Source organism: Nitratireductor sp. OM-1 (assembly GCF_003296175.1).
GTDB lineage: Bacteria > Pseudomonadota > Alphaproteobacteria > Rhizobiales > Rhizobiaceae > Nitratireductor > Nitratireductor aquimarinus.
Map to the genome: position 1 here is coordinate 3284619 of NZ_CP029208.1, position 23762 is coordinate 3308380.

A 23762-nucleotide genomic window follows, 5' to 3' on the forward strand; every position below is an offset into this window, starting at 1 on the left:
TGCCGCAATGCGACGCCTGATCCTCCCGATCAGGAATTGGGCGAGCGCGTATCGGTGACCTTCTCGATCGCAATCCCCAGGCGCTCATCACGCCCATAGACATCGCCATGATAGGCGATCACACCATCCGTCTGCGGCCATGCCGTGAAATAACCGACATAGACGGGGATCTTGCGCTCGATCTTGCGCCGTGTCGGGCGACTGCGATCACCGCTCTCAATGGCGCGCGCCACGTCGTCGACGGAAACATCGAGCAGCGCCGCCGCCATGGCGCGCGGATCGGCCAGACGCACGCAACCATGGCTGAAAGCGCGCGTGTCGCGCTGGAACAGGCTCTTGGAAGGCGTGTCATGCATGTAGATGGCGTGCCGGTTGGGGAACAGGATCTTCAACTCACCAAGCGCGTTGCGGCGGCCCGGCTTCTGACGGACGCTGAAAGGCACATTGCGACCATACTGGCCCCAGTCGACGGCGGACGACGAGACCTTGCGCCCCTGACCGTTGATCACCTCGTAGCCGTTCCGGTCGAGATAGCTCGGATCGCGCCACAGCTTGGGCAGCATCTCGTTGACGATGATGGAGCGCGGCACCCCCCAATAGGGGTTGAACTCCACCGTCTCCAGCTCGTCATGGAAGAAATTGGTCTGGTTGGCAGACCGGCCCACCACCGTGCGCATGGAAATGCGCGGCTCGCCCTTGTCGAAGAAATCGACATTGAAGGAAGCGGCGTTGATCACCACCCGCGTTTCGCCCAGCTCCGAGGGGTGCCAGCGCAGACGCTCCAGCGTGTAGAGAACCTTGTCGATGCGCGCAGCCTTGGAAACGCCGGCAATCGCGGCGACGGTGCGCGGCCCGATGACGCCATCCGGCTTGAGGCCCCTCTCCTCCTGCGCGGCCTTCACAACAGGCACCAGCGCCTGAACATAAACCTCACTGCCGGCATGCTCTTTCAGCGCCGCGCCATGGGTTTCCAGAAAAGCGGCATCTGCATCGCGCTCGATGAGCTTGAGCAGCTTTGCCAGTTCGGGATTGGTTCCGCCCGGGCGGACAAACGTCTTGGGGTCTACGATGATCTCACGCTCGGCAGCGCCGCGCAGCATCTCCAGCTCCGCGCGCAGCTTGCGATAAGTGTCGTTCTGCGGATGCCGCCGCTCCAGATAGATATCGGCGTCGGCCATGTTGGCCATGAAGCCGAGCGACTGTTCCAGGTTCATCGGCTTCTTGGCGAAGTCGTGATAGCCGGATAACTTGTTCGGATTGATGCGGCCCGCATGGGCATCACGCGCATAGCGTAATGCACGGGCAGAAAGCAACATCTCGAAACGGATCAGTTCCTTCTGGCGTGCCGCGATGTCATCATAGGAAAAATCGCTGCCCGGCACGCCGACCGTATAGTCGCTGTCGGAGAGCCCATAGCTGGAAGCCTCAGAAAGAACGCGCAGAACCTGCCGCGCACGATCATTGGGCTGGTATCCGGAAACCCAGATGAAATCGGGCCTGCTCGAATAGAAGCCGACCAGCGCCTTCGCGATATCCTTCTCGGCGTAGAGTTCCATCCCCTCCAGCATCGGCAATGCCTCGCGGAAGGAAACGCCCTCGAGGGTTGGCTGAAAAGCGCCCTCTGCCTCTGGAAGCGTGATCTCGGAGAACTCGACATGGGCGAGGCTCTCCGGCTTGTAATTGTAATAGGAAGGCGCGGAGATCTTTGGCGCCTTCGCAGGCACACGACGCTGCGGCGCGGGCTCAACAGGCTTCGGCGGCGGCGCGGAACGCGCGGCGCTGGAGCGGTTGTTGCCACCGAACAGCATATCGAAAAGATTGTCGCCCTGGGCATGTGCTGCCCCTGCATGCCCCGCAAACACAGCCAGGGCCGCACAGGCCAGCCAGGTCTTGCGTGTGGATTTCAAAATCATCGATCACCCCGCCGAGATCCGAACTATATTCCAGGAGCGCCATTTGCGGACAGGCTTCCAGCGGCGGCCAGAGACCGCAACCGATGACGCCTGCACGTAAAACGCTTCCCAAACATGAATCGCAACCAAAATAACAGTTCAAACAGGATCGGTCGCGGGCAGATCGATAAAATTGTCGGGAAATGCACGCTCAGTTGGGGATTGGTAAATGTTTCTCTAATGGCCGCATAAGGGGCACATCCTCACGCCGCAGCTTGCGCGTGGCGACAAAGGCGGCGACACGCGCTGCGATCCCCGGATCGGCGAGAATGCGGCGATGACCGAGCCCCGGCGCCCATGTCACCGAAACATGCCGCCCTGCTGCCGCCATCGCCCTGGCGTCGGTGGCAGGAACCTCCTTGTCATCGGGCGCGTGGACAATCAGGGTCGGGATATCGAGGGCGCTCAGTTGATCTCTCCCGACGAAACTGGAAAGCGGCGTTCCGGCAATAATCTCACCCCGCCCTTCAAACACGTCTTGAGCCTTTGGGCTGAGTTTCAGAAACTGCCCGAACTGCGTGAAAAGATCAGGCAGCGCGTTCGGTGCGCCGATCATCACAAGCCTGCGCACCGGAACCGGCGGTATTCCATCAATGGACCCGGCCACCGCATTGAGGGCAACGGCGCCACCGAAGGAATGCCCGACCATTGCGTCGAACGGCCCAAGCCATTGGGCCGCACTTTGCACGGCTGCGACGGCCTTGGGGATGTTCAAAACCCGCCCGCCGGACGAACCATGGCCCGGAAGGTCGAGCGACACCACGCGAAACCCACGCTCCAGAAGCGCCTCGATGATGGCGCGCATATGCTCCGTGCGCGAACGCCAGCCATGCAGCACAAGCACGGTCGGCCCGTCGCGACGCCCGCCCCAATTGGTGAACTCGTAAGCCGCAACACGGCCGTGCTCCGTCGTGAGACTGTGCCTGCGGGCGCTGTTCATGAAATTCTGCGCCTTTGACAGGAGACGCTTTTCCTTCTCCGTCAGCTTCTGCGGGCTCGGCGTACGGCAGAAGAGCCGGAAGGCAAGACGACCTGCGAGGCTTGGCGCGACATGATCGATTGTGCCAAAAAGACCCCGTAAGATCCTCAGATTGAGTGCGGTCATGTCGGCAATCCATGATAATGTTCAATCATGAACAAAGTTAGTTCAAGCATGAACAAAAAACAAGAACTTCCCTGGGACAATCCGCGCTTCCGTACATGGGTTGCAGTCGCGCGCGCCGAAAAGGCCATTGTAAGGGCCCTTGGCAAGGCACTCGAACCGCTGGGCCTGAAGATCGCGCAGCTCGACATGCTGATGAATCTGTATCGCCACCCCGGTCAGTCGCAGCACGATCTGGCGCGCAGGCTTCTGGTCGGCCGCTCCAACATCACCATGCTTTTGCCGCAGCTTGAAACCCAGGGGCTCGTGCGCCGCGAAAACGATGCAAAGGACCGTCGCATTCTCAGGCTCTACCTGACGCCCGATGGCGAGGAACGGCTGATGGAAGCGCTCGCCGTCTATACGGAACTTATCGACCGCGTCATGGCCCAGTCCACGCCGGAACAGTGCGAGGCCATGGGCGAGCAGATGCGCAAGATCAGCGAGACACTGGCGCAGGACTAGCGCTTCGACCCGAAAGTCGGAATCGATTTTCGGAAAGCACGATGCGTCGATTCAATAGGTTAGAGCGTCCTTTGTGCGTCCGAATGGACGCACGGCGCTCCAGCAGCAGCGCGCGGGGTCAGGACCCGTCTTCCCTCTCGGGCAGTTTCAGATAGTTGCGCGGCGAAGAGCCGAGCATGCGTTTGAACATGGTGGTGAAGGCGGCGACACTGTCATAGCCGAGATCATAGGCGACGCTCGTCACCGGCTCGCCGCTCACAAGCCTGGGCAGGGCCGCAAAGAGGCTCGCCTGCTGACGCCAGACCGAGAGGCTAACACCCGCTTCCTGCTTGAAGCGCCGCGTGAAAGTGCGTCGGCTCATGCCCGCGTCGCGCGCCCAGTCATCAATGGTGACCCGGCTTGCCGGCGCATCGAGAAAGGCCCGGCACATCCGCGCAAGCCGCGCATCAGCGGGAAACGGCAGGCCGAGCGGCAATTCCGGCAGGCGCGGAATTTCGTGCAGAATGAGCTTGTAGATAAGCCCGTTGCGCCCGGTCGGCTGCGCCACATGGGGCAGCGGCGCCACCTCCTCCAGAAGACTGTGCATCAGCGGGGTTACACCGACCACACGCGGCCTGTCGGGCAGATCGGAAATCGCCTCCGGCAGCACATAGACCGACTGCATGCGCACATCGGTCACCATGTCCACGGCATGCACGATGCCGGGCGGAATCCAGATCGCCTGCCCCGTCGGCACCATCCAGTGCCCGAACACGGTCTTGACCAGAACAACGCCGCTGCGCGCATGAAGAAGCTGGCCGCGGCTGTGGCGATGCGCTTCCACCCGAACATGCGCCGCCTGCTCGATCTCGCCAACGACAAGATCGCCTTCCGCCTCCTCGATCCACGACCGGCGCTTTTCGTCATTGACCGGGCGATCCCCGTTCATGACGACGGTACTGGGCATTCTATTGGCTCTGTCGGCTGGATTCATTTGGCCCACTTGCGAAAAAACTAGACCAAATCACCAAGGAAGGTCATTTGCAACAGGCGTATAAGCGGTTGCCGCTTCGCCGACGGCGTTTTTCGCATGGAGTTCCGACGTGACCGACACCACCGCCAATCGCGTTCCCGTTCAGGCCGAGAAGACCGCTTTCGCGGTGCTCATCGCCGTCAGCTTCTGTCACATGCTCAACGACATCATGCAGTCGATGCTTGCGGCCATCTACCCGATGCTGAAAGCGGATTACGGGCTCGACTTCTGGCAGATCGGTCTTTTGACCATGGCGTTTCAGGTCACCGCTTCGCTGCTTCAGCCAGCCATCGGGCTGACGACAGACAAGAAGCCGATGCCCTATTCGCTGCCGGTCGGCATGGGGTCGACCTTCATCGGCCTTCTGCTTCTGGCGACGGCGGCCAATTACTCGCTGCTTCTGGTGGGCGCGATGTTCGTCGGCCTCGGATCAGCGATCTTTCACCCGGAATCCTCGCGTGTGGCGCGCCTCGCATCTGGCGGGCGCTACGGCCTTGCACAGGCCGTATTTCAGGTGGGCGGCAATGCCGGAACGGCCATCGGGCCGCTGCTTGCCGCCTTCATCGTGGTGCCGCGCGGCCAGACCAGCGTCGCCTGGTTCTCGCTCGCGGCACTTCTGGGCATGATCGTGCTGTGGCGCGTCAGCGCCTGGTACGCAGCCTATCGCCAGCGCGCGGCCTCTCGTCCGGCGCCAGCAAAAACGCTCACTCTGCCAAAAGGCAAGGTGGCCATGTCGCTCGCCATTCTCGTCTCGCTGGTCTTCGCCAAGAATGTCTATATGGCCGGCATTTCCAGCTACTACACCTTCTTCCTCATCGAGAAGTTCGGTGTGACGGTGCAGCAGTCGCAGATCCTGCTCTTCGTCTTCCTGGGGTCCGTTGCGGCCGGCACGGTTCTGGGCGGGCTGGTCGGCGACCGCATCGGCTCCAAGACGGTGATCTGGTTCTCTATCCTCGGTGTGCTGCCCTTCACGCTGGCCCTGCCCTATGCGAATTTCTTCTGGACGCCGGTCCTGACCGTGGCCATCGGCCTGATCCTCGCATCGGCCTTTCCGCAGATCGTGGTCTTCGCACAGGAGCTTCTGCCCGGTCGCGTGGGCATGGTCGCAGGCATGTTCTTCGGCTTCGCCTTCGGTCTCGGCGGGCTTGGCGCAGCCGTGCTCGGCATCGTCGCCGACAGTCAGGGCATCGAGTTCGTCTACAAGATCTGTTCCTACCTGCCGCTGCTTGGCCTGTTGACCGTGTTCCTGCCGAACCTCAAAAAAGCTGGTTAGATCGCCGTGCGTCCATCCGGACGCACAAAAGACGATCCAAACCATTGACGGAGCTTGAAGAGGAGAAGCGCCATGAAGGTGAAGCGCATCGTCAGCAACATCGCCGCAGACAGGCCTGAAGCGGCATGCCGCTTTTATGGCGATGTTCTGGGACTGGAAACGCTGATGGATCAGGGCTGGATCGTCACCCATGGCGCAGACGAACGGATGAGCGTTCAGCTCAGCGTCATGTCCGAGGGGGGATCGGGCACGCCCGTGCCCGATCTGTCGATCGAGGTGGATGATCTCGACGAAGCGCTGCGGCGGGTCGAGGCGGCAGGCTTTCCGATAGAATACGGACCGGCCGACGAGCCCTGGAGTGTGCGCCGTTTCTACACGCGCGACCCCTTCGGCAAGCTCATCAACATCCTCACCCACAAATAGGCAACGGCCCGCCAGTCAGCGCGTCACCACATGGTCTGGCGCGCACGCTCCGGCCAATCGCGATCATAAGCCTCGCCGTCGATCTCAGCGCGGCTTGTCGCCTGCAGGATCTGGCCGGCCGTTGGCAGGCTCTGCGGATCGACATGGTTTTCAGCGTTCCACAGATCGGACCGGACAATCGCCCGCGCGCACTGAAAATAGACCTCGTCGACCGCGAGCACGATGACCGAACGCGGGGCAGCCTCATCGACAGTAAAAGATGTACACAGCTCGGGATCGACCGAGAGCTTCGCACGCCCGTTGACGCGCAGCGTGGTGCCCGATCCGGGAATGAGGAAGAGGAAAGCCACGCGGTCATCACGGATGATGTTGCGCAGGGAATCGGTCCGGTTGTTGCCGCGCCGGTCGGGCATCATCAGGGTGCGGTCATCGTGGATGCGCACGAAACCCGGCCTGTCGCCGCGCGGAGAACAGTCAATGCCTTCCGGCCCGATGGTCGCCAGCGCCACAAAGGGCGAGGCTTCGATCAGCTGCGCATATTCGGGAATGACACGGTCGGTAACCTTGGTCAGCGAGGCCGCGCCCGGCTTTCCGTAAAGCGCCTCAAGCGCCTCCATGGAGGCGATGATGTGTTCTTCATTCTCATGCGTTGCAGCGTCATGCGTCACGGCTCAACCCCTTCTCCTCCAATTCATCCAGATACCCCTGCCATTTGGCGTCTTTCTGCGCAGCGAGCTCATGGAGGTAGACCCATGTGAAAATGCCGCTCTGATGCGCATCGCTGAACACGATCCGCACCGCATAATTGCCCACGGGCTCAACCCGGCTGATGGTGACATGCCGCTTGCCGGGAACGGTGACGCGCTGCTCGGGCGAATGGCCCTGCACTTCAGCGGATGGAGAAAGAACCCGCAGCATCTCGGCAGAAAGCTCCGCCGGCTCGGCATCGGAAAACAGAACCGTCAGCAAAGAACGATCCCTGGAAACACGCAATTCCTTGGGTGGTCTCATTGTGCACCGCCTTTCGCCAACAGACCTATTCAGCTTTGGTTCAACTGAAAAGCCCTGCGATGCGGATTGCCCACGAGAACAGCCCGGTGCTAGTGTCACGGCGCTTGAATTGTCTGCCCCGATCCACGACATGAGAAGGGTGGAAACATGATCGGAACCGCCAGCGGAAGCGAGCCTATGACGCAGAGCAACATGATCGACCCCTTTGGCCGCGCCATCGACTATCTGCGCGTTTCGGTTACTGATCGCTGCGACTTCCGGTGCGTCTACTGCATGGCGGAAGACATGACGTTTCTGCCCAAGCGCGATCTTCTGAGCCTGGAAGAGCTGGACCGGCTGTGCACCGTCTTCATCGAAAAGGGTGTGCGGCGGCTTCGGCTGACCGGCGGTGAGCCGCTGGTGCGCAAGAACATCATGCATCTGGTGCTGCAGCTTTCGCGCCACCTGAAATCCGGCGCACTCGATGAGCTGACGCTCACCAGCAACGGCTCCCAGCTCGAGCGTTTTGCCACCGAGCTTGCCGATTGCGGCGTTCGGCGCATCAACGTTTCCATCGACACGCTCGATGCGGACAAGTTTCACGCCATCACCCGCTGGGGCAAGCTCGACAAGGTGATGCGTGGCATTGAAGCTGCGGAGGCCGCCGGCCTCAAGATCAAGCTGAACACCGTCGCGCTCAAGGGCTTCAACGAAGACGAAATCTCCGAAATGCTGCGCTGGGCGCATGGCCGCGGCATGGACATGACCGTGATCGAGACCATGCCCATGGGTGAGATCGACGGCGACCGGACCGACCAGTATCTTCCGCTTTCGCTCCTGCGCGCACAGCTTGAGAAGCAGTTCACGCTGACCGACATTCCGTTCAAGACGAGCGGACCGGCGCGCTATGTCGAGGTGGCGGAAACGGGCGGCAAGCTCGGCTTCATCACCCCGATGACGCATAATTTCTGCGAAAGCTGCAACCGCGTGCGCATCACCTGCACGGGCATGCTCTACATGTGCCTGGGTCAGGACGATTCTGCAGATCTGCGCGATGCGCTGCGGGCTTCGGAAGGCAATGACCTGCTTGCCGAAACCATCGACAGGGCCATTGCCCGCAAGCCCAAGGGGCACGACTTCATCATCGACCGGCGCACCAACCGCCCCTCGGTGTCGCGGCATATGAGCGTTACTGGCGGCTAAGGTCCCGGACCGAAAGGCGGAACGCTTCTTCGGTCTTTCCCATACTCCATCGTATTCGCGCGATGCATGGTTCGGCTGGCTCAGCATGAGGGAAGCAGTTCCTGACAAGGCGCCTTGATCAAAGACGTTCCAACGCGTTTGGCAGTCAGTGTCCTCCCTCATGGTGAGCCAGCCGAACCACGCGTGTTCTGAAAATCTTCGTGTGTCTCGCAGGGTGCGTCAGAATGGATCCGGGGCCGGATTCGGGGCGTTTTTCGCGGCCTCAACGATTGCCAAATCAATAAGGTATACTTAGCATCAACACGAGATGTGCGGGGAGCAGATTCGCTTTCGCGCATAACCGTTGAAACTCCTTCGACGTGGAAGCGCCGCCCCCGGCGGGCGGTGTGTTTCCACGTGCCTGCATCGCGGGGTAGTCGTGTCCTTTTCGCCGAATGCGCGCGGTGCGCTTTTCATGTGTGTGGCCCTTGCCGGCTTCACCATCAATGATGCTTTGACCAAGCTCGTTGCCGAAGTCATGAACATGGGACAGGTCATGCTTGTGCGCGGCGTCATGGCGACTGCGCTTATGCTTCTGTTCGCGTGGCGCACGAAAGCGCTGCAGCAGCCCAGAGCCATCCTGCACCCCATGGTCGCGCTGCGGGTTGCCGGCGAGACAGGCGCAACGATCTGCTTCCTGTCGGCTCTTGCGCATATGCCCATCGCCAACCTGACAGCGGTCATGCAGGTGCTGCCACTCACCGTCACCATGGGCGCGGCCTTCTTTCTCAGTGAGCCCGTTGGCTGGCGTCGCTGGAGCGCGATTGCCGTGGGCTTTATCGGCATCCTGATCATCATCAGGCCGGGGTTTGACGCCTTCAACGCCTATTCGCTCTATGGCGTGGCGGCAGTTGCCTTCGCGACCATGCGCGACCTGACAACACGCAAGATCCCCGAGGATATCCCCTCATCCCTGATCTCCACCGCCACCGCCGCAGCGGTCACGCTTGCCGGCGCTGTTCTGGTCGTCCCCTATGGCGGCTGGTCGCCGATGAGCAATGCGGATTTCGCAATCCTTGTCGGCGCGACGCTGTGCGTGGTCTGCGGTTATCATTTCATCGTGGTTTCGCTTCGCGTGGGAGAACTCTCCTTCATCGCGCCCTTCCGGTACACGGCGCTGCTCTGGGCCATTGCGCTCGGCATCGTCCTTTTCGGCGACTGGCCGGACTGGGCCATGATCCTCGGCGCAGGGCTGGTTGTCGGTTCCGGCCTCTACACGCTCTATCGCGAACAGATCATCGACAGGGTCAAACCTGCCGCTGAAAGCACAACCCCCAGCATGGCCACGGAGGGCACATGAGGGGCAACAGGCAGTCACAAAAGCGCCTGACCATTGCCAACGAGGCTGTGCACCGCATCTCCGGTCACAGTCTCTGATAAATCAAGGTTCTCAAGACGTTATGGAAAAGCATTTACCTCGCTCTGCCACCCCTCCCCATATCGTCACGCTGGTGATCGCGAGCGCCACCGCCGCCGTCTCCATGAACCTTTTCCTTCCCTCACTGCCCGGAATGGCGGAGTATTTTCAGGCCGATTACAGGGTCGTCCAGCTTGCCGTTTCGCTCTACCTGGCCGCAACCGCGATATTGCAGCTCGGCATCGGCCCCGCCTCCGACCGCTTTGGCCGCCGGCCGGTCATGCTCACCTCGTTCGTCATCTTCATCCTGGCCACCATCGCCGCCCTTGTGGCCCCCAACATCACCATTTTTCTGATCTGCCGGGTGATGCAGGCCTTCGCCGCCGCCGGCATGGTCCTGTCGCGCGCCATCGTGCGTGACACGGTCGGCGCGGACGAAGCGGCAAGCCGCATCGGCTACATCACCATGGGCATGACGCTCGCCCCCATGCTCGGCCCCGTTATCGGCGGCTTTCTGGATGAACTCTATGGCTGGAAGTCCACCTTCTATCTCATCCTGGGCTTTGGGCTTATCTCTTTCGTGGTGGTCTATCTCGACCTCGGCGAGACCCATCACAACCGTTCGACCAGCCTCACCAAACAGCTGAAAACCTACCCCGAACTGTTCCGCGCCCGTCGCTTCTGGGGTTACACCGCCACTGCGGGGATGGCGTCCGGCGCGTTCTTCGCGTTTCTTGGCGGCGGCCCCTATGTGGCCACCGAGATCCTGGGTCTGACGCCATCGCAATACGGCCTGTATTTCATCTTCATCTCGGTCGGCTACATGATCGGCAACTTCATGTCCGGTCGCTATTCGCGGCGCATCGGCATCAACCCGATGATGCTCGCCGGCAACATTGTCGCCTCGCTGGGCCTCCTGCTGGCTCTGGCGCTGTTCCTTGTCGGCTTCTACCATCCAATGTCGCTGTTCGGCCCCTCATTCCTCGTGGGCATCGGCAATGGCATGACCATGCCGAACGCCAATGCAGGCATTGTCAGCGTGCGTCCGCATCTGGCCGGCTCGGCGTCGGGCCTGGGCGGAGCGTTGCAGATCGGCGGCGGCGCGGCCCTTTCCGTTCTCGCCGGCGCTCTCCTTTCACCCGATACCGGCCCCTACCCGCTCATCTGGGTCATGCTGATCTCGTCGTCGCTCGGCATCGTCACATCGCTCTATGTGATTTACGTTGCCCGGCAGGTCGGAGATGTTTGAGGCAGGTACATGAGCATGAGCAAGGGCATTGTCGGGATCATTCTTGCCGGTGGCGAAGCCAGCCGCATGGGCGGCGGCGACAAGGGCATGCTCGCGCTTGAGGAAGCCTCGCTGATGGAAACGGTGATCGCGCGGCTTTCCCCTCAGGTCGACCGGCTGGCGCTCAACGCCAATGGCGATCCCGAACGCTTTGCGACACTGGGGCTCGATGTGGTCTCCGACCCGCTGCCAGAGCGCGTCGGCCCTCTGGGCGGCATTCTCGCCGGCCTGCAATGGGCACGGAAAAATGAGCCCGGCGCCACCCACGTCGTCACGGCAGCAGCCGACACGCCCTTCTTCCCGGATGATCTGGTGGAACGGTTGGCCGAAGCCGGCGGGAGCGCCAAAACGGTGGCCCTTGCGCGTTCAGGCGAAAGGCTGCATCCGGTTTTCGGGCTCTGGCCTGTGTGCATCGCCGACGATCTCGCCCGACATATCGCCGAAGGCGGAAGCCGCCGTGTCGCCGCCTATGCCTGCGATGTCCAGAAGGCGGCAATCGTGGATTTCCCGCAAAGCGCCGAAGGCGATCCATTCTTCAACGTCAACACGCCCGATGACCTTGAACAGGCGCGCGACAGAAGCAGAAGAGAGAAGTCGTGAATCAGCCCGTATTCGGCATTGTCGGCTGGAAAAACTCCGGCAAGACCACTTTGACCGTCGCGCTCGTGGAGACGCTGACGAAACGCGGCTTCAGGATCGCAACGCTGAAGCATGCGCACCACGATTTCGACATTGATCACGAAGGAACGGATTCGTTCCGCCATCGCCGCGCGGGCGCAGGCGAAATCGCCATCGTGTCTGGCAGGCGCTGGGCGATGATCCATGAACTCACCGATGAAAAAGAGCCAACAATGGAGGAGATGCTGTCACGGCTTTCTCCCTGCGATCTGGTGCTCATCGAAGGTTTCAAGCGCGCCGGCCACCCAAAGCTCGAATGCCGCCGGCAGGCTTCCGGCGACAAGGCCTTTCTTGCGGCATCAGACCCGGCAATCGTTGCTGTGGCCGCCGACCACGAAACCGAAGGTGGTGCATTGCCGGTCTTCGACCTTGATGACATAGACGCCATTGCCGATTTCATCGTCAATCATACGGGAATCGCGCGCGGCGACGGCTAGGGTCAGACCCATTAATATGGCCGCAATGGTCGGCCTGATTTGTGCGGATACGCGAAGCAAGACCGAAGGAAGACTTCACGTCTTTCAAGGCTTTGCGACAAAGTAGCCCGTGCAAATCATGCTGATCCGAAGGACGCTCGATAGACTGGCGACCTGCTGCGTCACCCCCCTTGACCGGGGGAAGCCCCCGCTCTGCGGGCGTTTCCTTGCATCTTTTGGTCTATCGAACGCCATTGCGGCCATAGTAATGGGTTCTGACCCTGGGTTCCTGCGCCTTCCTTGCATTGCCTCCGAGCTGTCACCTTTACGGTTGCAATTTGCGGCAAATCGGTGGGAATATCCGGCTTCATGCACCGCCCCGGTCAAAATGGAAGGCGGCACATAATAAGATGAGAGGAACTAGAATGCTTATTTCACGGCGTATCGCGCTCGCCCTGCCCGCAGCCGCCCTGGCGCTCGCAGTTGGCTCGGCCCATGCCCAGGACACGATGAAGCTGAAGATCGGCACCGAAGGCGCCTATCCTCCCTTCAACAACCTGACCGCCGATGGCTCTCTGGAAGGCTTCGACGTGGACATCGCCAAGGCGCTCTGCGCCGAGATGAAGGCGGAGTGCGAGTTCGTGACGCAGGATTGGGACGGCATCATTCCCGCCCTTCAGGCCGGCAAGTTCGACGCCATCATCGCTTCCATGTCGATCACCGAGGACCGCAAGAAGCAGGTCGACTTCTCCAACAAGTATTACAACACGCCGCCGGCGCTCGTTGTGCCGAAGGAATCCGACATCACCGGCACGTCCAGGGAGGATCTGGCCGGCAAGGTGATCGGCGCGCAGGGCGCAACCACCCATGCGACTTTCGCCGAAACGACCTTCAGCGACAGCGACGTGAAGGTTTATCCGACCGCCGAGGAATACAAGCTCGACATGGTGAACGGTCGTCTGGACGCCGTGATCGATGACGTGATCGTGCTTCAGGAGTTCCTCGACAGCGAAGATGGCGCCTGCTGCAAGGTGCTCGGCACGCTTACCCCGGATGAAGCCATCTACGGCCCCGGCATTGGCATTGCCGTGCGTCAGGGCGAGGATGAGCTCCGCGAGAAGCTGAACGCTGCAATCACCGCCATTCGGGAAAACGGAAAATACAAGGAAATCAACGACCAGTATTTCTCGTTCGACGTCTACGGCGATTGAGCGCAGTCATCATGTGTCGATTGACATAGCCGCAGGCGGCCGGACCCAAAAGGTTCGGCCGCCTGTTGCGTATCGGGCGGCGTTTGCTTAAGGGCGCCGTTACCAGAAATGAAATCGCCAATCCGCATGGGGGTGCAGGATCAGGCGGTTCGAGTAAGGATTTTGGGAGATGGAAGGGGTTTGGACCCTTTTGAGTTTCGGCCCTGAGGGCTGGGGCGACAATATCGCCAAAGGCGTTCTGTTGACGGTAACCCTGGCGCTGGCCACCTTACCTCTGGGGCTCGCCATCGGCTTCTTCGTCGCGCTGGGCAAGCGCTCGAACGACAAGGCCTTACGGCTTGCAGCAAACATCTACACGACGATTTTCCGCGGTCTTCCTGAACTGCTGACGCTGTTTCTCGTCTTCTACGGCGCGCAGATCGGCCTGCAGAAGCTCGTGCATTTGTTCAACCCGGACGCCAATATCGAGATCAACGCCTTCGTGGCCGGCATGGTCGCGCTGGGCGCTGTGTTCTCCTCCTATGCCAGCGAGGTTTTCCTTGCGGCGTTTCGGGCGATCCCGGACGGGCAATATGAAGGCGGGCATGCCATCGGCCTTTCCAACGGGCAGACCATGCGGCTCGTCATCCTGCCGCAGCTCATTCGCCTCGCCCTGCCCGGCCTGTCCAATCTGTGGCTGATCCTCCTCAAGGACACCGCACTCGTGTCCGTGATAGGCCTCACCGACATCCTGCGCCAGACCGGCATCGCGGCCCGCGTCACCAAGGAGGCGTTCCTGTTCTACGGCATTGCCTGCCTCCTCTATCTCGTCCTCGCCATGCTTTCCTCCATCGCCCTTGGCGCGATCGAAAGACGGACGAAACGCCATGGAGTGCAGCGATGAGCGCGAACGGCACAATTGCGGTGGAGCGGCCACCGGAAGTCAAACAGGGTTGGACGCGCGCCCGCATCATCGGCGTCGTTCTGCTCACGATCTGGGCAGCACTTGGGCTCGGCGTTCTGATCTTCATGGTCAATGCATGGGATCCCGAAATCTTCGCCCGCTATGCGCCGCGCTACCTGTCGGGCCTGTGGGTCACGATCCAGCTCGTCGCCGTTTCGGTCATCTGCGGCGCACTGCTCTCCGTTCCCATTGCGCTCGGGCGCATGTCGCGGAACAAGCTGATCGCCGGACTGGCCTATGCCTATGTCTACTTCTTCCGCGGCACGCCGCTTCTGGCGCAGACCTTCCTGATCTATTACGGCCTCGGTTCGTTTCGTCCGGAACTTCAGGCCATCGGTCTCTGGGGCTTTTTCCGCGAGGCATGGTACTGCGCGGCCTTTGCCTTCACGCTCAACACCTCTGCCTATCAGGCGGAAATCCTGCGCGGCGCGGTGGAAAGCGTCGGGCGCGGACAATGGGAGGCGGCCTCGGCTCTGGGGCTTTCAAAACTCCAGACGCTGCGCAAGATCATCATCCCCCAGGCCCTGATCGTGGCGCTGAGGCCCTATGGCAATGAGATCATCCTCATGATCAAGGGTTCGGCCATCGTCGCCATCATCACGGTCTACGACCTGATGGGCGAGACACGGCGCGCCTATGCCCGCACCTTCGACTTCCAGACTTACATCTGGGCCGCCATCATCTATCTTGGCATTGTCGAGGTGCTGCGCAACGCGATCGACTGGATCGAACTCCGCATCACAAAGCATCTGAAGCGCTAGCGCGACCTGCGCCAGCACACGCATATCAAGGGAGAAAATTTCCGAATGGCAGACGTCGCATTCATCGGGCTCGGGGTCATGGGATATCCGATGGCCGCGCATCTTCAAAACAAGGGCGGTCATACGGTCACGGTCTACAACCGCACGGCCGCCAAGGCCCGGAAATGGGTTGAAGAGCATGGCGGCGCGAGCGCCCCGACGCCCCGTGAGGCCGCCGCAGGCAAGGACTTCGTGTTTTCCTGCGTCGGCAATGACGATGACCTTCGCTCGGTGACACTCGGCGAAGACGGCGCTTTCCAGAGCATGAAGGAAGGCGCGATCTTCATCGACAACACCACGGCGTCGGCGGAAGTGGCGCGCGAACTGGCCGAGGCGGCGCAGGAGCGCGGCTTTGGCTTCATCGATGCCCCGGTCTCCGGCGGTCAGGCGGGTGCTGAAAACGGCGTGCTCACGGTCATGTGCGGCGGTGACGAGGCCGTGTTCGAGAAGGCGAAACCGGTCATCTCCTCCTTCGCGCGCATGGTCGGCCTGATGGGCCCGGCGGGTGCCGGCCAGCTCACCAAGATGATCAACCAGATCTGCATTGCAGGCCTCGTTCAGGGGCTGGCCGAAGGCATTCATTTCGGCCAGAAAGCCGGTCTCGATATCGAAAAAGTCGTCGATGTAATCTCCAAGGGCGCTGCCGGTTCCTGGCAGATGGAGAACCGTCACAAGACGATGAACGAAGGCGCATATGAGTTTGGCTTCGCGGTCGACTGGATGCGCAAGGATCTCGGCATCTGCCTCTCCGAAGCCAATCGCAACGGGGCGAGCCTGCCGGTCACGGCGCTGGTCGACCAGTTTTACAAGGACGTGCAGAAGATGGGCGGCAATCGCTGGGACACTTCATCCCTCCTCGCCCGACTGTCAAAATAGGAGCGAGCGATGGCTGGCCGGTTCCGGGTGTTTCATGCAGCAATCCTGAGCATCTTCGCGACACCGGCCTTCATCGCACCGGCCAGCGCCAGCGCAGTTGAGGCAAGACAGATCGACTGGCCGGATCTCTCCCCCGCCCACGGCAATCCTGATGGGCCCGCGCTTGCAACGGGTCTTGACGAAGAAACGATCAGGCTGTCAGGTTATCTCCTGCCGGCCGATCGCGAGGGCGAACTGGTCTACGCCTTCATGCTGGTCGCGCGGCGCGGCGCTTGCAGCCACATGCAGCAGCCGCCGGCCAATCAGGTCATCCGCGTGGTGCCATCGGAGCCCTACCGGCTCAGTTCCAACTATGAGCCGGTCACGATCACCGGCGCTCTGCGCCCCGGCCTGGAAAAGACGCAGCTTTTCATTCTGGACGGAGCGGCCATCATCGAATCCGGCTACACGATGCGCCGCGCGGAAGTGAGCCCGAACCGGAACGCGCCTGCATGGCGCGACCCGTCACAGGACAATCCGTGGCATCGGGTCACAAGAGGTGCCGAGCTTTCCGCTCAGCCGCCGTTGGAGCCACCGGAATCCTTGTCGAGCACCAGATAGTCCAGCGGCAGCTCGGTCGTGTATTTGATCTGCTCCATGGCGAAGGTGGACGAGACATCGCGAATCTCGATCTTGCCGATGAGCTTTTTGTAGAAAGCGTCATAGGCCGCAATGTCCGGAACGACCACGCGCAGCAGATAGTCCACATCGCCGCTCATGCGGTAGAACTCGACCACTTCGGGAAACTGCTGGATCACTTCGGAAAAGCGCTTCAGCCATTCATGGCTGTGCATGTTGGTGCGGATCGAGACGAAGACATTGACCCGCGCGTTGATCTTTTCCGGATCAAGCACCGCCACACGCCGGCGAATGACGCCTTCTTCCTCCAGCTTCTGAATGCGCCGCCAGCAGGGCGTCGTCGACAGGCCCACCTTTTTTGCAACATCGGCAACAGCAAGGGTCGAATTTTCCTGCAAGAGGCGCAGGATCTTGCGATCAAGGCGGTCCATGACAAACTCCGGAGAAAAAGATTTCCTAAAATGACAGGAGCCATACCGCTCAACAAGAAATTTTTTGCTCAAAAACTCGAGATTGAGACCGAAGAATTCTCAAACCGGTGAGATAAGCCGACGGATTTCCTCCCGGAGAACCGGCAGCAGATCGCGCTCGAACCAGGGATTCTTCCTGAGCCAGGCAGTGTTGCGCCACGAGGGATGCGGCAGAGGCAGGACGCGCGGGCTTCGAGGCAGCGCCAAAAGCCGCCGCCAGTCGCCAACCGTCTCTGTCAGCGTGCGTGAACGCTCGCCCCCCAGATGCCAGGCCTGCGCATATTGCCCGATCACCAGGACGAGTTCGATCTGCGGCATGAGCGCCATCAGCTGCCCGCGCCAGGCGGGTGCGCATTCCCGGCGCGGCGGCAGATCGCCGCCTTTCGCATCAAGGCCCGGAAAGCAGAACCCCATCGGCACAATGGCAAAACGCGACGGATCGTAGAATGTCGGGCGGTCCACCTGAAGCCAGTCCCGCAGCCGGTCTCCCGAGCGATCGTCGAATGGCAGGCCGGAAGCGTGAACCCGCGTGCCCGGCGCCTGCCCGGCGATCAGAATGCGCGCGGTCGAGGAACCCACCACCACGGGGCGCGGTTCATGCGGGAGGGGTTTGCCCTCGGGATCTTCCACGCAGAGACGGCAGGCGCGGACCTGCTCCAGAAGGGCTGCCAGCGCTCCGTCCTGCATGTCCATGCTCAGGCCTGCGCGCTCGGCCTTCCGGCCACCGTATGATACCAGCGCATCACATGATCGAGCCCATCGGGAATGGAAATCCGCGCCAGCTTCATGAAATCAACGCTTGAGAGCCCGGTAATGTCGGCGATGCTGTAATCATCACCGGCGATGAAGGGACGGTCGGCAAGTTCTCCGTCGAGATAGGTGAGGAACTCCAGCGCCCTGGGCTTGTTCGCCTCCCCCCATTCGCCGACCTGCGGCACTTCCCAGTCCTTCATGGCCGGGTGCAGATGGCGAAACGCCTGTGCGATGGGAAAGAACAGGTGCATTTCCACGCGGCGCTGCCACATCTCCACCTGCGCCATGCCGAGCGCGCCCTTGCCAAACAGGGCAGGCTCCGGGTGCAGCGCCTCGAAATACCGGCAGATCGCCACCGTCTCGGTGAGAACCGTGCCATCATCAAGCTCCAGCACCGGCAGGCGCTGCAGCGGGTTCAGCCGCGTCAGCGTTTCCGACTTGTGCTCAAGCGCGCCCATGTCCACGGGGACAATCGGCACTTCAATGCCTTTCTCGGCCAGGAATATGCGCACACGCCGTGGATTGGGTGCCCTGCCCCCGTCATAAAGCTTCATCTTGCGTTCCCTGTCCTTCGCCTGAAAACCACTGTCTTATCTGCTCCCAGAGACGGCCGAGCAAATCATCATCCTGCGACGGAGCCTCGCCCTGATGCGCGGCGCGCCAATCGCGCGGCGCATCGAAGCCACCGGCCCAGATGCCACGACGGCCGCGGCGCGCCTCCGCCTCGACTGCATCGTAATCGCCATAGGCCATTGCCCAGCCAGCCTCCACGAGCGCACGGCCGATATCCTCCCCATCCACCATACAGCGGGCGAGAAGCCGCTCATAGCGATCGCGCTCATATCCCTCGCAAATCACCTCCGCCCGCACCACCAGCCGCTGCAGGGCGCGAAGCGCCTCACGCCCGCAGGCATAGTTTTGACCATCGCGCGTGCAGGACTGGTTGTATTCCGGCGCATCAATACCCTTGAGGCGGATACGTTCGCCGGACAGGGTGAGCGTATCGCCGTCATGGACGATCACGGCGCCCGTGAGCGTCTCGCTGCTCAGCCACTGAAGCCGGTCAACGAGAAGCGCAATCCCGCCCAGAAGCAGCAGGGTTAAAGCGAGGTCGGCAAGCCGTATGCGCCTGCTTCCACGACGGCGCGTGTATCGACGGCCACTCATTTCCTGAAGGGTCTCTTAATCATTCACGAATAATCTGGGTGGCAAATAGCGGGAATTCGAAACAGGTGATGGTGCCGGAAGCGTCAAAATCGGCCGACAAGTTCGCCGACAAGTTCATTGTGGACCGCACCAAGCCGCATCGCAACAGCAATGTGGGGCTTGCCGTGCGGCGCACCCGTGATCGGCTGTCCCAAAATCTCGGTCCGCCCGATTTCAACCGCGACATGCTCAAACTGCATGCGCGGGCCATCCTCTCCAACGCCATCAAGCCGCCCCTCCTGATCTTTTCGATCTGCGTGGGCGGTCTCTATGCGGGGTTCGACGCACAGCGGATTTTCATCTGGGCGTTTGCCTGCCTCGCCTGCTACCTGCCGCTCATTGCCCTGGCGCATCGCCTCAACCGGCTGCCGGAAAACGAAATCGAAGTCACGCGCACACGCTATCGCTTATATGCAGCGCATTTCGCCAGCGGCCTCGGATGGGCCTATTTCGCCATCTTATCCGTCCCCGCAAGCGCATTGACGGACCCGGCCGTCATTCAGGGCGCGGTGCTTCTGTTCGTCATCGCGGGAACGGCCATCGTCACCGCATCGCTTGGCGGTGCGCTTGTCGCGGCCTTCGCGCTGCCCGTTTGCCTCTTCGCCTTCACAGTCAGCGCAGAGCCCGACACAGCGAGCATGGTTACCGCGCTGGTTCTCGCCGCATCGCTGCCATTCCTCGCCTATGTGGCGCATCACCGCAATCGCGCGGCTCTGAGACTGCTTGCCTTTGAGAGCGAAAAGAATGCGCTGATCGGTGAGCTGGAAACCGCAAAATCCATGTCGGATGAGGCGCGCCGGCGCGCCGAAGAGGCGAACCTCGCCAAGTCGCGCTTTCTCGCATCCATGAGCCATGAGCTCAGAACGCCGCTCAACGCCATTCTCGGCTTTTCCGAGGTCATGGCGAACCAGGTGCTCGGTCCGCTCGACAATCCCACCTACCGGGATTACGCAAACGACATTCACACATCCGGCAAACATCTGCTCAGCCTGATCAACGAGATCCTCGATCTTTCGCGCATCGAGGCGGGACGGTACCGGCTGAACGAGGAACCGCTCCTTCTCGGCCCCATCGTGGAAGACTGCTGCCGGCTGATGGAGATGAAGGCGCGCGGCAAGGGTATCAGCCTCAGGCTGGAAGTCGAACCGACGCTGTTACGCCTTTTCGCCGACGAGCGCGCCATCCGCCAGATCACGCTCAACCTGCTTGCCAATGCGGTGAAATTCAGCCCCACGGGAAGCGAAGTGCGCATTCGCGTCGGCTGGACGGCCGGTGGCGGGCAGTATCTGGCAATCAAGGACAATGGCCCCGGCATCCCCGACGACGAGTTGGCCGTCGTTCTTTCGGCCTTCGGTCAGGGCTCCATCGCCATCAAGAGCGCCGAACAGGGCACCGGTCTTGGCTTGCCCATCGTGCAGGGGCTGACAGCGCTGCATGACGGGGTCTTCGAGCTGAATTCGAGACTGCGCTCGGGCACGGACGCCATTGTCGCCTTCCCGCGCTCGCGGGTGATGGAAGAGCTTCCAGCCGTTCCAAGAGAGCGCAAACGCGCCTCAGGCGGAGCCGCCTGAGGCTGCCTGACAGTTTATCCTAATCGCTTGGCGACTTCCGCCACGCCGCCGGCAAGAGCGGCAGCCGATTTCACCAGACCGACCGCAATCGCACCGGCGCAGCCTTCTTCGCCCGAGAACCCGAGGTCGAGAAGCGGCGTGAGTTCGAGCTTTTCAGCCGCCCATATCTCAAGCGAAGAGCCGGCGCCGGCCAGCACGCAATGCGAGATCATGTCTGGCGACAAACGGTAAAGGACGGCGGCGGCAGCGAGCCCCGGCACACCGTCGAGCACCACAGGAATGCCCTGCGCGCGGGCTGCAAGAATGGCGCCGGTCAGAGCCGCGATGTCGCGCCCGCCAAGCCGGCGCAACGCCTCCAGAGGATCGGCAAGCTGCCCCGCATGGAAAGAAAGCGCGCCTGCGACGATATCCCGGTCAGCGCCATCGACCACATCGGCTCCGCCCTCGAACAGTGCCGTGAGAAGTGCGGATGCAGCCGCCCTTGCCTGCGCACCAACAGCACCGACGCAAAGCAGGTCAACGCCCTCGGCCGTTGCCTCCATGCCGAACGCGATGGTCGCGGCGCAGGAGCGTTCATCCAGAGATGCGCCCTTGCGGATGTCGTCCGCAGGCAGATCAAGCGCGAGGTCGAACACGTTCAGCGAAAGATCGTTCGCCACGCAAAGATGAGAAACCGCAGCCGCACCGGCAGCAACGGCATCCACGCGCGCACGCTGCGCGGCAAGCGGATCGCCTGCATCTTCCGTCGCAAAGCCATGCGTCGCGGCATAGAGCGCGACACCGGATTTGCCGATCAACGGCGGCACGCGGCGGCGCGTGCGCGCAAGCCAGACACCCAGCGCCCTGAGACGGCCCAGCGTCTCTCCCGCATAACCCGCCCGGTCGAATGCCTGCGCCATGGCTGTCGCGGCATTGTCGTCAGGCGCTTCGATCTGCTCGAGCAGCGAGCGCACATCGTCGAAAGGCATTCCGGAGAAGGACATGAAATCTGGTTCCCGATTGGTTTCGGCAACGAGATACCCACCACAGCCGCCCGGTGCAATGGTGAATAGACGGGCGCGGCGACTTGCGCCACAGGACGCCATGCCCCATGTCTTGGCAGAACACTGGAAAGACCATGCCTGACATGAAATCGCCCTGCATCCTCGTATGCTCCATCGACCTGACATCGGGACTTTGCTTCGGCTGCGGGCGCACGCGCGAGGAGATCGCCGGCTGGATCGCCATGTCGGACGAGGAGCGCGGCGCAATCATGGACGCACTTCCATCGCGTCTTGAGACGATAGAACGCAAACCACGACGCGAAACCCGGCGGAGCCGGCTCACACGAACGCGCGCACAGGAGCAATAGCCATGCGGCTTTTCTGGATTGTCATGGCGCTGCTTGGCGGCGGATTGATCCTGCTGATCGCCAATCACGATTCCGGCCGCGTCCTCGGACTGGAGAACGCCACCTTTGCCGCAACGCTTTATCTCGGGCTCTGGGGCGCGGTCCTGCTGGTCGGCATTCTGGGATCGGGCATGCGGATTGGCGAAGCCGCACGCTCCCTCGCCTTCTGGGTGTTCCTGCTTCTCGCACTCATCGCCGTCTATCAGTATCGTTACGAGCTTCAGGATTTCGCCAGCCGCGTCACGGCCGGCCTCATTCCCGGCAGCCCCGTCTCCATGGTCAGCAGCGAGGGCAATGCCCGGGTCATGGTGGAGCGCTCGGCCAACGGGCATTTCGAGGTGATCGCCGATGTGAACGGACAGGCTCTGCGCATGCTCATCGACACAGGTGCGAGCAGCATCGTTCTGTCCGACGACGATGCGAGACGGGCCGGTTTCGACCCGTCCACGCTGCGTTTTCAGATCCCGGTCGCGACCGCCAACGGCACCGCCATGGTCGCCCGCGCCCGGGCGCAGGAAGTGCGCATAGGCGCTATCGCGCGCAGTGATGTGCCGGTCTACATCGCCCAGCCCGGCCGCCTTGGGCAGAGCCTTCTGGGCATGAGTTTCATCAACACCCTTTCCGGCTTCGAACTGCGCGGCGACCGGATCGTCCTGCAGGACTGACAGGCCGTTGAAGGTCCGACGCATCACGGACCTCCTCCAGCAAATCGCCGGAGGAGATCTGGTTTATCAGCGAGAACCCGACAGGACTTTGGCTTCGACTTCCAGCCGATAGCGGGCGCCGACCCTCCGCCATTCCCTGGCAATATCCTTGCGCATCACTTTGAGTCGCTTCTGGGCCAGACGCCTGCCTTCTCCATTTTCCGTATAGACCAGCCTTAGAACCGACGGTTCCTTGACGAGCAGCTCGACCATCTGGGCAAGGCTAGCCTGCCATTCAGGACGCAGAGCCACCACACCCTCGTCAAAGGCCGTGTCGCTCAGATCAAGCCGCACAACACGACCAACGGAAGCACCGAACAGGAACTTGGATGCCTTGCCGGCAGTCAGGCGGACGACACGTGGATTCTCCGTCGTGAGACGATAGCCGGAAGGCAGTGAACGCATGTCGAGCTTCAGGATGTAGTTCGTGCCAATACGCTGGTCGGGCAGGTCCGCACAGGCGATATGGAAACGACCTTCTGCATCCGCCGTCACCAGGAGCCCTTTCACCGTTGCAACCCGAACACCGGCAAGCCCGCGCTCTCCATCGTCCTGATACCCGTTGCGGTTCTGGTCATCGAACACTTTGCCAATGATGTCGCCGCAGTGGAAGACCTCCTCGACCACCATTTAAACAACGGCCGAGGCAACACGCGACATTAGATTACCCTCAAGGTCTTCAACCCACATCCGGTTCACATATTCGTCAGGCTAGGCTGCTACTGTCACCGCAAGATCAAGCGTAATCTCGACGGCCTCGTCCCTTGTAATGACAATATTCTCGAAAGTGAGCTTCCGGCCCGCAACCACCGTGTCAATCGAGGCACCATCGCATGGCCGATCCTAGTACGAAGGTGACCCCGGGAGGCGTCATGACGACGATGCTCACTGTTGTAGGGTCAGAGAGACCAAACATTTTGGCCAGGATCGTGTATGGCACACTATCGCCACGGCGCACCTCGCTAAGCGATACCATCTTGTCG

The 23762-nt window shown here is 61.5% G+C and carries 27 protein-coding genes; 16 read left to right on the plus strand and 11 right to left on the minus strand.

Features of this window, described 5'->3' with window-relative positions; genetic code table 11:
* Positions 1-29 precede the first annotated feature (29 nt).
* Complete coding sequence (locus DEJ54_RS15740) at positions 30-1913, minus strand: murein L,D-transpeptidase (RefSeq protein WP_113155401.1); 1884 nt, start codon at positions 1911-1913, stop codon at positions 30-32.
* Between the two features lie 190 nt (positions 1914-2103).
* Entirely contained in the window at positions 2104-3057 is a 954-nt protein-coding gene (locus DEJ54_RS15745; protein ID WP_113155402.1) for an alpha/beta fold hydrolase, read from the minus strand.
* 48 nt (positions 3058-3105) lie between these two features.
* Here DEJ54_RS15745 and DEJ54_RS15750 point away from each other — a divergent pair, with 48 nt between their 5' ends.
* Positions 3106-3558 carry a MarR family winged helix-turn-helix transcriptional regulator gene (locus DEJ54_RS15750; protein ID WP_113155403.1) on the plus strand — a complete coding sequence of 151 codons (453 nt, stop codon included), beginning with the start codon at positions 3106-3108 and terminating at the stop codon, positions 3556-3558.
* A 118-nt stretch (positions 3559-3676) separates the two neighbouring features.
* Here the strand turns inward: DEJ54_RS15750 and DEJ54_RS15755 are convergent, their stop codons facing one another.
* Complete coding sequence (locus DEJ54_RS15755; protein WP_113155404.1) at positions 3677-4504, minus strand: helix-turn-helix domain-containing protein; 828 nt, start codon at positions 4502-4504, stop codon at positions 3677-3679.
* Between the two features lie 136 nt (positions 4505-4640).
* Between DEJ54_RS15755 and DEJ54_RS15760 the strand changes: the two genes are divergently transcribed.
* Both DEJ54_RS15760 and DEJ54_RS15765 read left to right on the plus strand, forming a co-directional pair.
* Positions 4641-5843 (plus strand): MFS transporter, encoded by a 1203-nt coding sequence (locus DEJ54_RS15760; RefSeq protein WP_283800772.1) that lies wholly within the window; start codon positions 4641-4643, stop codon positions 5841-5843.
* A 72-nt stretch (positions 5844-5915) separates the two neighbouring features.
* Positions 5916-6266, plus strand: a complete 351-nt coding sequence (locus DEJ54_RS15765) for a VOC family protein (RefSeq protein WP_113155405.1) — start codon at positions 5916-5918, stop codon at positions 6264-6266.
* 23 nt (positions 6267-6289) lie between these two features.
* On the opposite strand, the gene DEJ54_RS15770 is transcribed toward DEJ54_RS15765, so the two are convergent.
* Both DEJ54_RS15770 and DEJ54_RS15775 read right to left on the minus strand, forming a co-directional pair.
* Positions 6290-6883, minus strand: a complete 594-nt coding sequence (locus tag DEJ54_RS15770; protein ID WP_113156326.1) for a pyridoxamine 5'-phosphate oxidase family protein — start codon at positions 6881-6883, stop codon at positions 6290-6292.
* Between the two features lie 40 nt (positions 6884-6923).
* Positions 6924-7277 carry a gamma-butyrobetaine hydroxylase-like domain-containing protein gene (locus tag DEJ54_RS15775; protein WP_113155406.1) on the minus strand — a complete coding sequence of 118 codons (354 nt, stop codon included), beginning with the start codon at positions 7275-7277 and terminating at the stop codon, positions 6924-6926.
* 177 nt (positions 7278-7454) lie between these two features.
* Between DEJ54_RS15775 and moaA the strand changes: the two genes are divergently transcribed.
* From moaA to DEJ54_RS15825, 10 genes are all read left to right on the plus strand, one after another.
* Entirely contained in the window at positions 7455-8459 is a 1005-nt protein-coding gene (gene moaA, locus DEJ54_RS15780; protein ID WP_113156327.1) for a GTP 3',8-cyclase MoaA, read from the plus strand.
* 418 nt (positions 8460-8877) lie between these two features.
* Complete coding sequence (locus DEJ54_RS15785; RefSeq protein ID WP_113155407.1) at positions 8878-9798, plus strand: DMT family transporter; 921 nt, start codon at positions 8878-8880, stop codon at positions 9796-9798.
* Between the two features lie 100 nt (positions 9799-9898).
* Complete coding sequence (locus DEJ54_RS15790; protein WP_113155408.1) at positions 9899-11104, plus strand: multidrug effflux MFS transporter; 1206 nt, start codon at positions 9899-9901, stop codon at positions 11102-11104.
* A gap of 9 nt (positions 11105-11113) precedes the next feature.
* Entirely contained in the window at positions 11114-11743 is a 630-nt protein-coding gene (mobA, locus tag DEJ54_RS15795) for a molybdenum cofactor guanylyltransferase MobA (protein ID WP_371685903.1), read from the plus strand.
* Positions 11740-12258 (plus strand): molybdopterin-guanine dinucleotide biosynthesis protein B, encoded by a 519-nt coding sequence (gene mobB / locus DEJ54_RS15800; protein ID WP_113155409.1) that lies wholly within the window; start codon positions 11740-11742, stop codon positions 12256-12258. Before mobA ends, mobB begins: the two co-directional genes overlap by 4 nt.
* A 404-nt stretch (positions 12259-12662) precedes the next feature.
* Positions 12663-13448, plus strand: coding sequence for an ABC transporter substrate-binding protein (locus DEJ54_RS15805; protein ID WP_113155410.1), 786 nt, complete (start codon positions 12663-12665; stop codon positions 13446-13448).
* A 169-nt stretch (positions 13449-13617) separates the two neighbouring features.
* The gene (locus DEJ54_RS15810) at positions 13618-14331 is read left to right on the plus strand and encodes an ABC transporter permease (RefSeq protein WP_113155411.1); all 714 of its coding nucleotides are present in this window, start codon (positions 13618-13620) and stop codon (positions 14329-14331) included.
* Positions 14328-15152 carry an ABC transporter permease gene (locus DEJ54_RS15815; RefSeq protein ID WP_113155412.1) on the plus strand — a complete coding sequence of 275 codons (825 nt, stop codon included), beginning with the start codon at positions 14328-14330 and terminating at the stop codon, positions 15150-15152. The genes DEJ54_RS15810 and DEJ54_RS15815 overlap by 4 nt, the downstream gene beginning before the upstream one ends.
* Positions 15153-15176: 24 nt before the next feature.
* Entirely contained in the window at positions 15177-16067 is an 891-nt protein-coding gene (locus DEJ54_RS15820; RefSeq protein ID WP_256370543.1) for an NAD(P)-dependent oxidoreductase, read from the plus strand.
* Positions 16068-16076: 9 nt separating this feature from the next.
* Positions 16077-16667: a DUF3299 domain-containing protein gene (locus DEJ54_RS15825; protein WP_113155414.1), complete on the plus strand. Its 591-nt coding sequence runs from the start codon at positions 16077-16079 to the stop codon at positions 16665-16667.
* On the opposite strand, the gene DEJ54_RS15830 is transcribed toward DEJ54_RS15825, so the two are convergent.
* The 4 genes from DEJ54_RS15830 to DEJ54_RS15845 all read right to left on the minus strand — a co-directional run bounded on the left by DEJ54_RS15830 (position 16622) and on the right by DEJ54_RS15845 (position 19075).
* Positions 16622-17116 (minus strand): Lrp/AsnC family transcriptional regulator, encoded by a 495-nt coding sequence (locus DEJ54_RS15830; RefSeq protein ID WP_113155415.1) that lies wholly within the window; start codon positions 17114-17116, stop codon positions 16622-16624. The genes DEJ54_RS15825 and DEJ54_RS15830 overlap by 46 nt on opposite strands.
* Positions 17117-17215: 99 nt before the next feature.
* Complete coding sequence (locus DEJ54_RS15835; protein WP_162742321.1) at positions 17216-17848, minus strand: uracil-DNA glycosylase family protein; 633 nt, start codon at positions 17846-17848, stop codon at positions 17216-17218.
* Between the two features lie 2 nt (positions 17849-17850).
* Positions 17851-18462, minus strand: coding sequence for a glutathione S-transferase (locus tag DEJ54_RS15840; RefSeq protein ID WP_113155416.1), 612 nt, complete (start codon positions 18460-18462; stop codon positions 17851-17853).
* Positions 18449-19075 (minus strand): thermonuclease family protein, encoded by a 627-nt coding sequence (locus DEJ54_RS15845; RefSeq protein ID WP_204360819.1) that lies wholly within the window; start codon positions 19073-19075, stop codon positions 18449-18451. The genes DEJ54_RS15840 and DEJ54_RS15845 overlap by 14 nt, the downstream gene beginning before the upstream one ends.
* A gap of 68 nt (positions 19076-19143) precedes the next feature.
* On the opposite strand from DEJ54_RS15845, the gene DEJ54_RS15850 reads away from it, so the two are divergent.
* Positions 19144-20685 (plus strand): HAMP domain-containing sensor histidine kinase, encoded by a 1542-nt coding sequence (locus DEJ54_RS15850; protein WP_113155417.1) that lies wholly within the window; start codon positions 19144-19146, stop codon positions 20683-20685.
* A 14-nt stretch (positions 20686-20699) separates the two neighbouring features.
* On the opposite strand, the gene DEJ54_RS15855 is transcribed toward DEJ54_RS15850, so the two are convergent.
* A complete protein-coding gene (locus DEJ54_RS15855) occupies positions 20700-21668 on the minus strand; it encodes a nicotinate-nucleotide--dimethylbenzimidazole phosphoribosyltransferase (RefSeq protein ID WP_113155418.1) in 969 nt (322 codons plus the stop codon).
* A 143-nt stretch (positions 21669-21811) separates the two neighbouring features.
* Between DEJ54_RS15855 and DEJ54_RS15860 the strand changes: the two genes are divergently transcribed.
* Positions 21812-22036, plus strand: a complete 225-nt coding sequence (locus DEJ54_RS15860) for a DUF1289 domain-containing protein (RefSeq protein ID WP_113156331.1) — start codon at positions 21812-21814, stop codon at positions 22034-22036.
* 2 nt (positions 22037-22038) lie between these two features.
* On the plus strand, positions 22039-22740 hold the full coding sequence (locus DEJ54_RS15865; RefSeq protein WP_113155419.1) for a TIGR02281 family clan AA aspartic protease: 702 nt from the start codon (positions 22039-22041) through the stop codon (positions 22738-22740).
* A gap of 66 nt (positions 22741-22806) precedes the next feature.
* Here DEJ54_RS15865 and DEJ54_RS15870 read toward each other — a convergent pair whose 3' ends face one another.
* Positions 22807-23409, minus strand: coding sequence for a hypothetical protein (locus tag DEJ54_RS15870; protein ID WP_113155420.1), 603 nt, complete (start codon positions 23407-23409; stop codon positions 22807-22809).
* Between the last annotated feature and the right edge of the window lie 353 nt (positions 23410-23762).

Coding starts and splice junctions, on each gene's coding strand:
- DEJ54_RS15815 (WP_113155412.1), top strand. CDS start 14,328: ATGAGCGCGAACGGCACAATTGCGGTGGAGCGGCCACCGGAAGTCAAA.
- DEJ54_RS15765 (WP_113155405.1), top strand. CDS start 5,916: ATGAAGGTGAAGCGCATCGTCAGCAACATCGCCGCAGACAGGCCTGAA.
- DEJ54_RS15770 (WP_113156326.1), bottom strand. CDS start 6,883: ATGGAGGCGCTTGAGGCGCTTTACGGAAAGCCGGGCGCGGCCTCGCTG.
- moaA (WP_113156327.1), top strand. CDS start 7,455: ATGACGCAGAGCAACATGATCGACCCCTTTGGCCGCGCCATCGACTAT.
- DEJ54_RS15835 (WP_162742321.1), bottom strand. CDS start 17,848: ATGGACATGCAGGACGGAGCGCTGGCAGCCCTTCTGGAGCAGGTCCGC.
- DEJ54_RS15745 (WP_113155402.1), bottom strand. CDS start 3,057: ATGACCGCACTCAATCTGAGGATCTTACGGGGTCTTTTTGGCACAATC.
- DEJ54_RS15790 (WP_113155408.1), top strand. CDS start 9,899: ATGGAAAAGCATTTACCTCGCTCTGCCACCCCTCCCCATATCGTCACG.
- DEJ54_RS15855 (WP_113155418.1), bottom strand. CDS start 21,668: ATGTCCTTCTCCGGAATGCCTTTCGACGATGTGCGCTCGCTGCTCGAG.
- DEJ54_RS15810 (WP_113155411.1), top strand. CDS start 13,618: ATGGAAGGGGTTTGGACCCTTTTGAGTTTCGGCCCTGAGGGCTGGGGC.
- DEJ54_RS15860 (WP_113156331.1), top strand. CDS start 21,812: ATGAAATCGCCCTGCATCCTCGTATGCTCCATCGACCTGACATCGGGA.
- DEJ54_RS15775 (WP_113155406.1), bottom strand. CDS start 7,277: ATGAGACCACCCAAGGAATTGCGTGTTTCCAGGGATCGTTCTTTGCTG.
- DEJ54_RS15825 (WP_113155414.1), top strand. CDS start 16,077: ATGGCTGGCCGGTTCCGGGTGTTTCATGCAGCAATCCTGAGCATCTTC.
- mobA (WP_371685903.1), top strand. CDS start 11,114: ATGAGCATGAGCAAGGGCATTGTCGGGATCATTCTTGCCGGTGGCGAA.
- DEJ54_RS15845 (WP_204360819.1), bottom strand. CDS start 19,075: ATGAGTGGCCGTCGATACACGCGCCGTCGTGGAAGCAGGCGCATACGG.
- DEJ54_RS15850 (WP_113155417.1), top strand. CDS start 19,144: ATGGTGCCGGAAGCGTCAAAATCGGCCGACAAGTTCGCCGACAAGTTC.
- DEJ54_RS15740 (WP_113155401.1), bottom strand. CDS start 1,913: ATGATTTTGAAATCCACACGCAAGACCTGGCTGGCCTGTGCGGCCCTG.
- DEJ54_RS15830 (WP_113155415.1), bottom strand. CDS start 17,116: ATGGACCGCCTTGATCGCAAGATCCTGCGCCTCTTGCAGGAAAATTCG.
- DEJ54_RS15750 (WP_113155403.1), top strand. CDS start 3,106: ATGAACAAAAAACAAGAACTTCCCTGGGACAATCCGCGCTTCCGTACA.
- DEJ54_RS15755 (WP_113155404.1), bottom strand. CDS start 4,504: ATGCCCAGTACCGTCGTCATGAACGGGGATCGCCCGGTCAATGACGAA.
- DEJ54_RS15870 (WP_113155420.1), bottom strand. CDS start 23,409: ATGGTGGTCGAGGAGGTCTTCCACTGCGGCGACATCATTGGCAAAGTG.
- DEJ54_RS15805 (WP_113155410.1), top strand. CDS start 12,663: ATGCTTATTTCACGGCGTATCGCGCTCGCCCTGCCCGCAGCCGCCCTG.
- DEJ54_RS15865 (WP_113155419.1), top strand. CDS start 22,039: ATGCGGCTTTTCTGGATTGTCATGGCGCTGCTTGGCGGCGGATTGATC.
- DEJ54_RS15840 (WP_113155416.1), bottom strand. CDS start 18,462: ATGAAGCTTTATGACGGGGGCAGGGCACCCAATCCACGGCGTGTGCGC.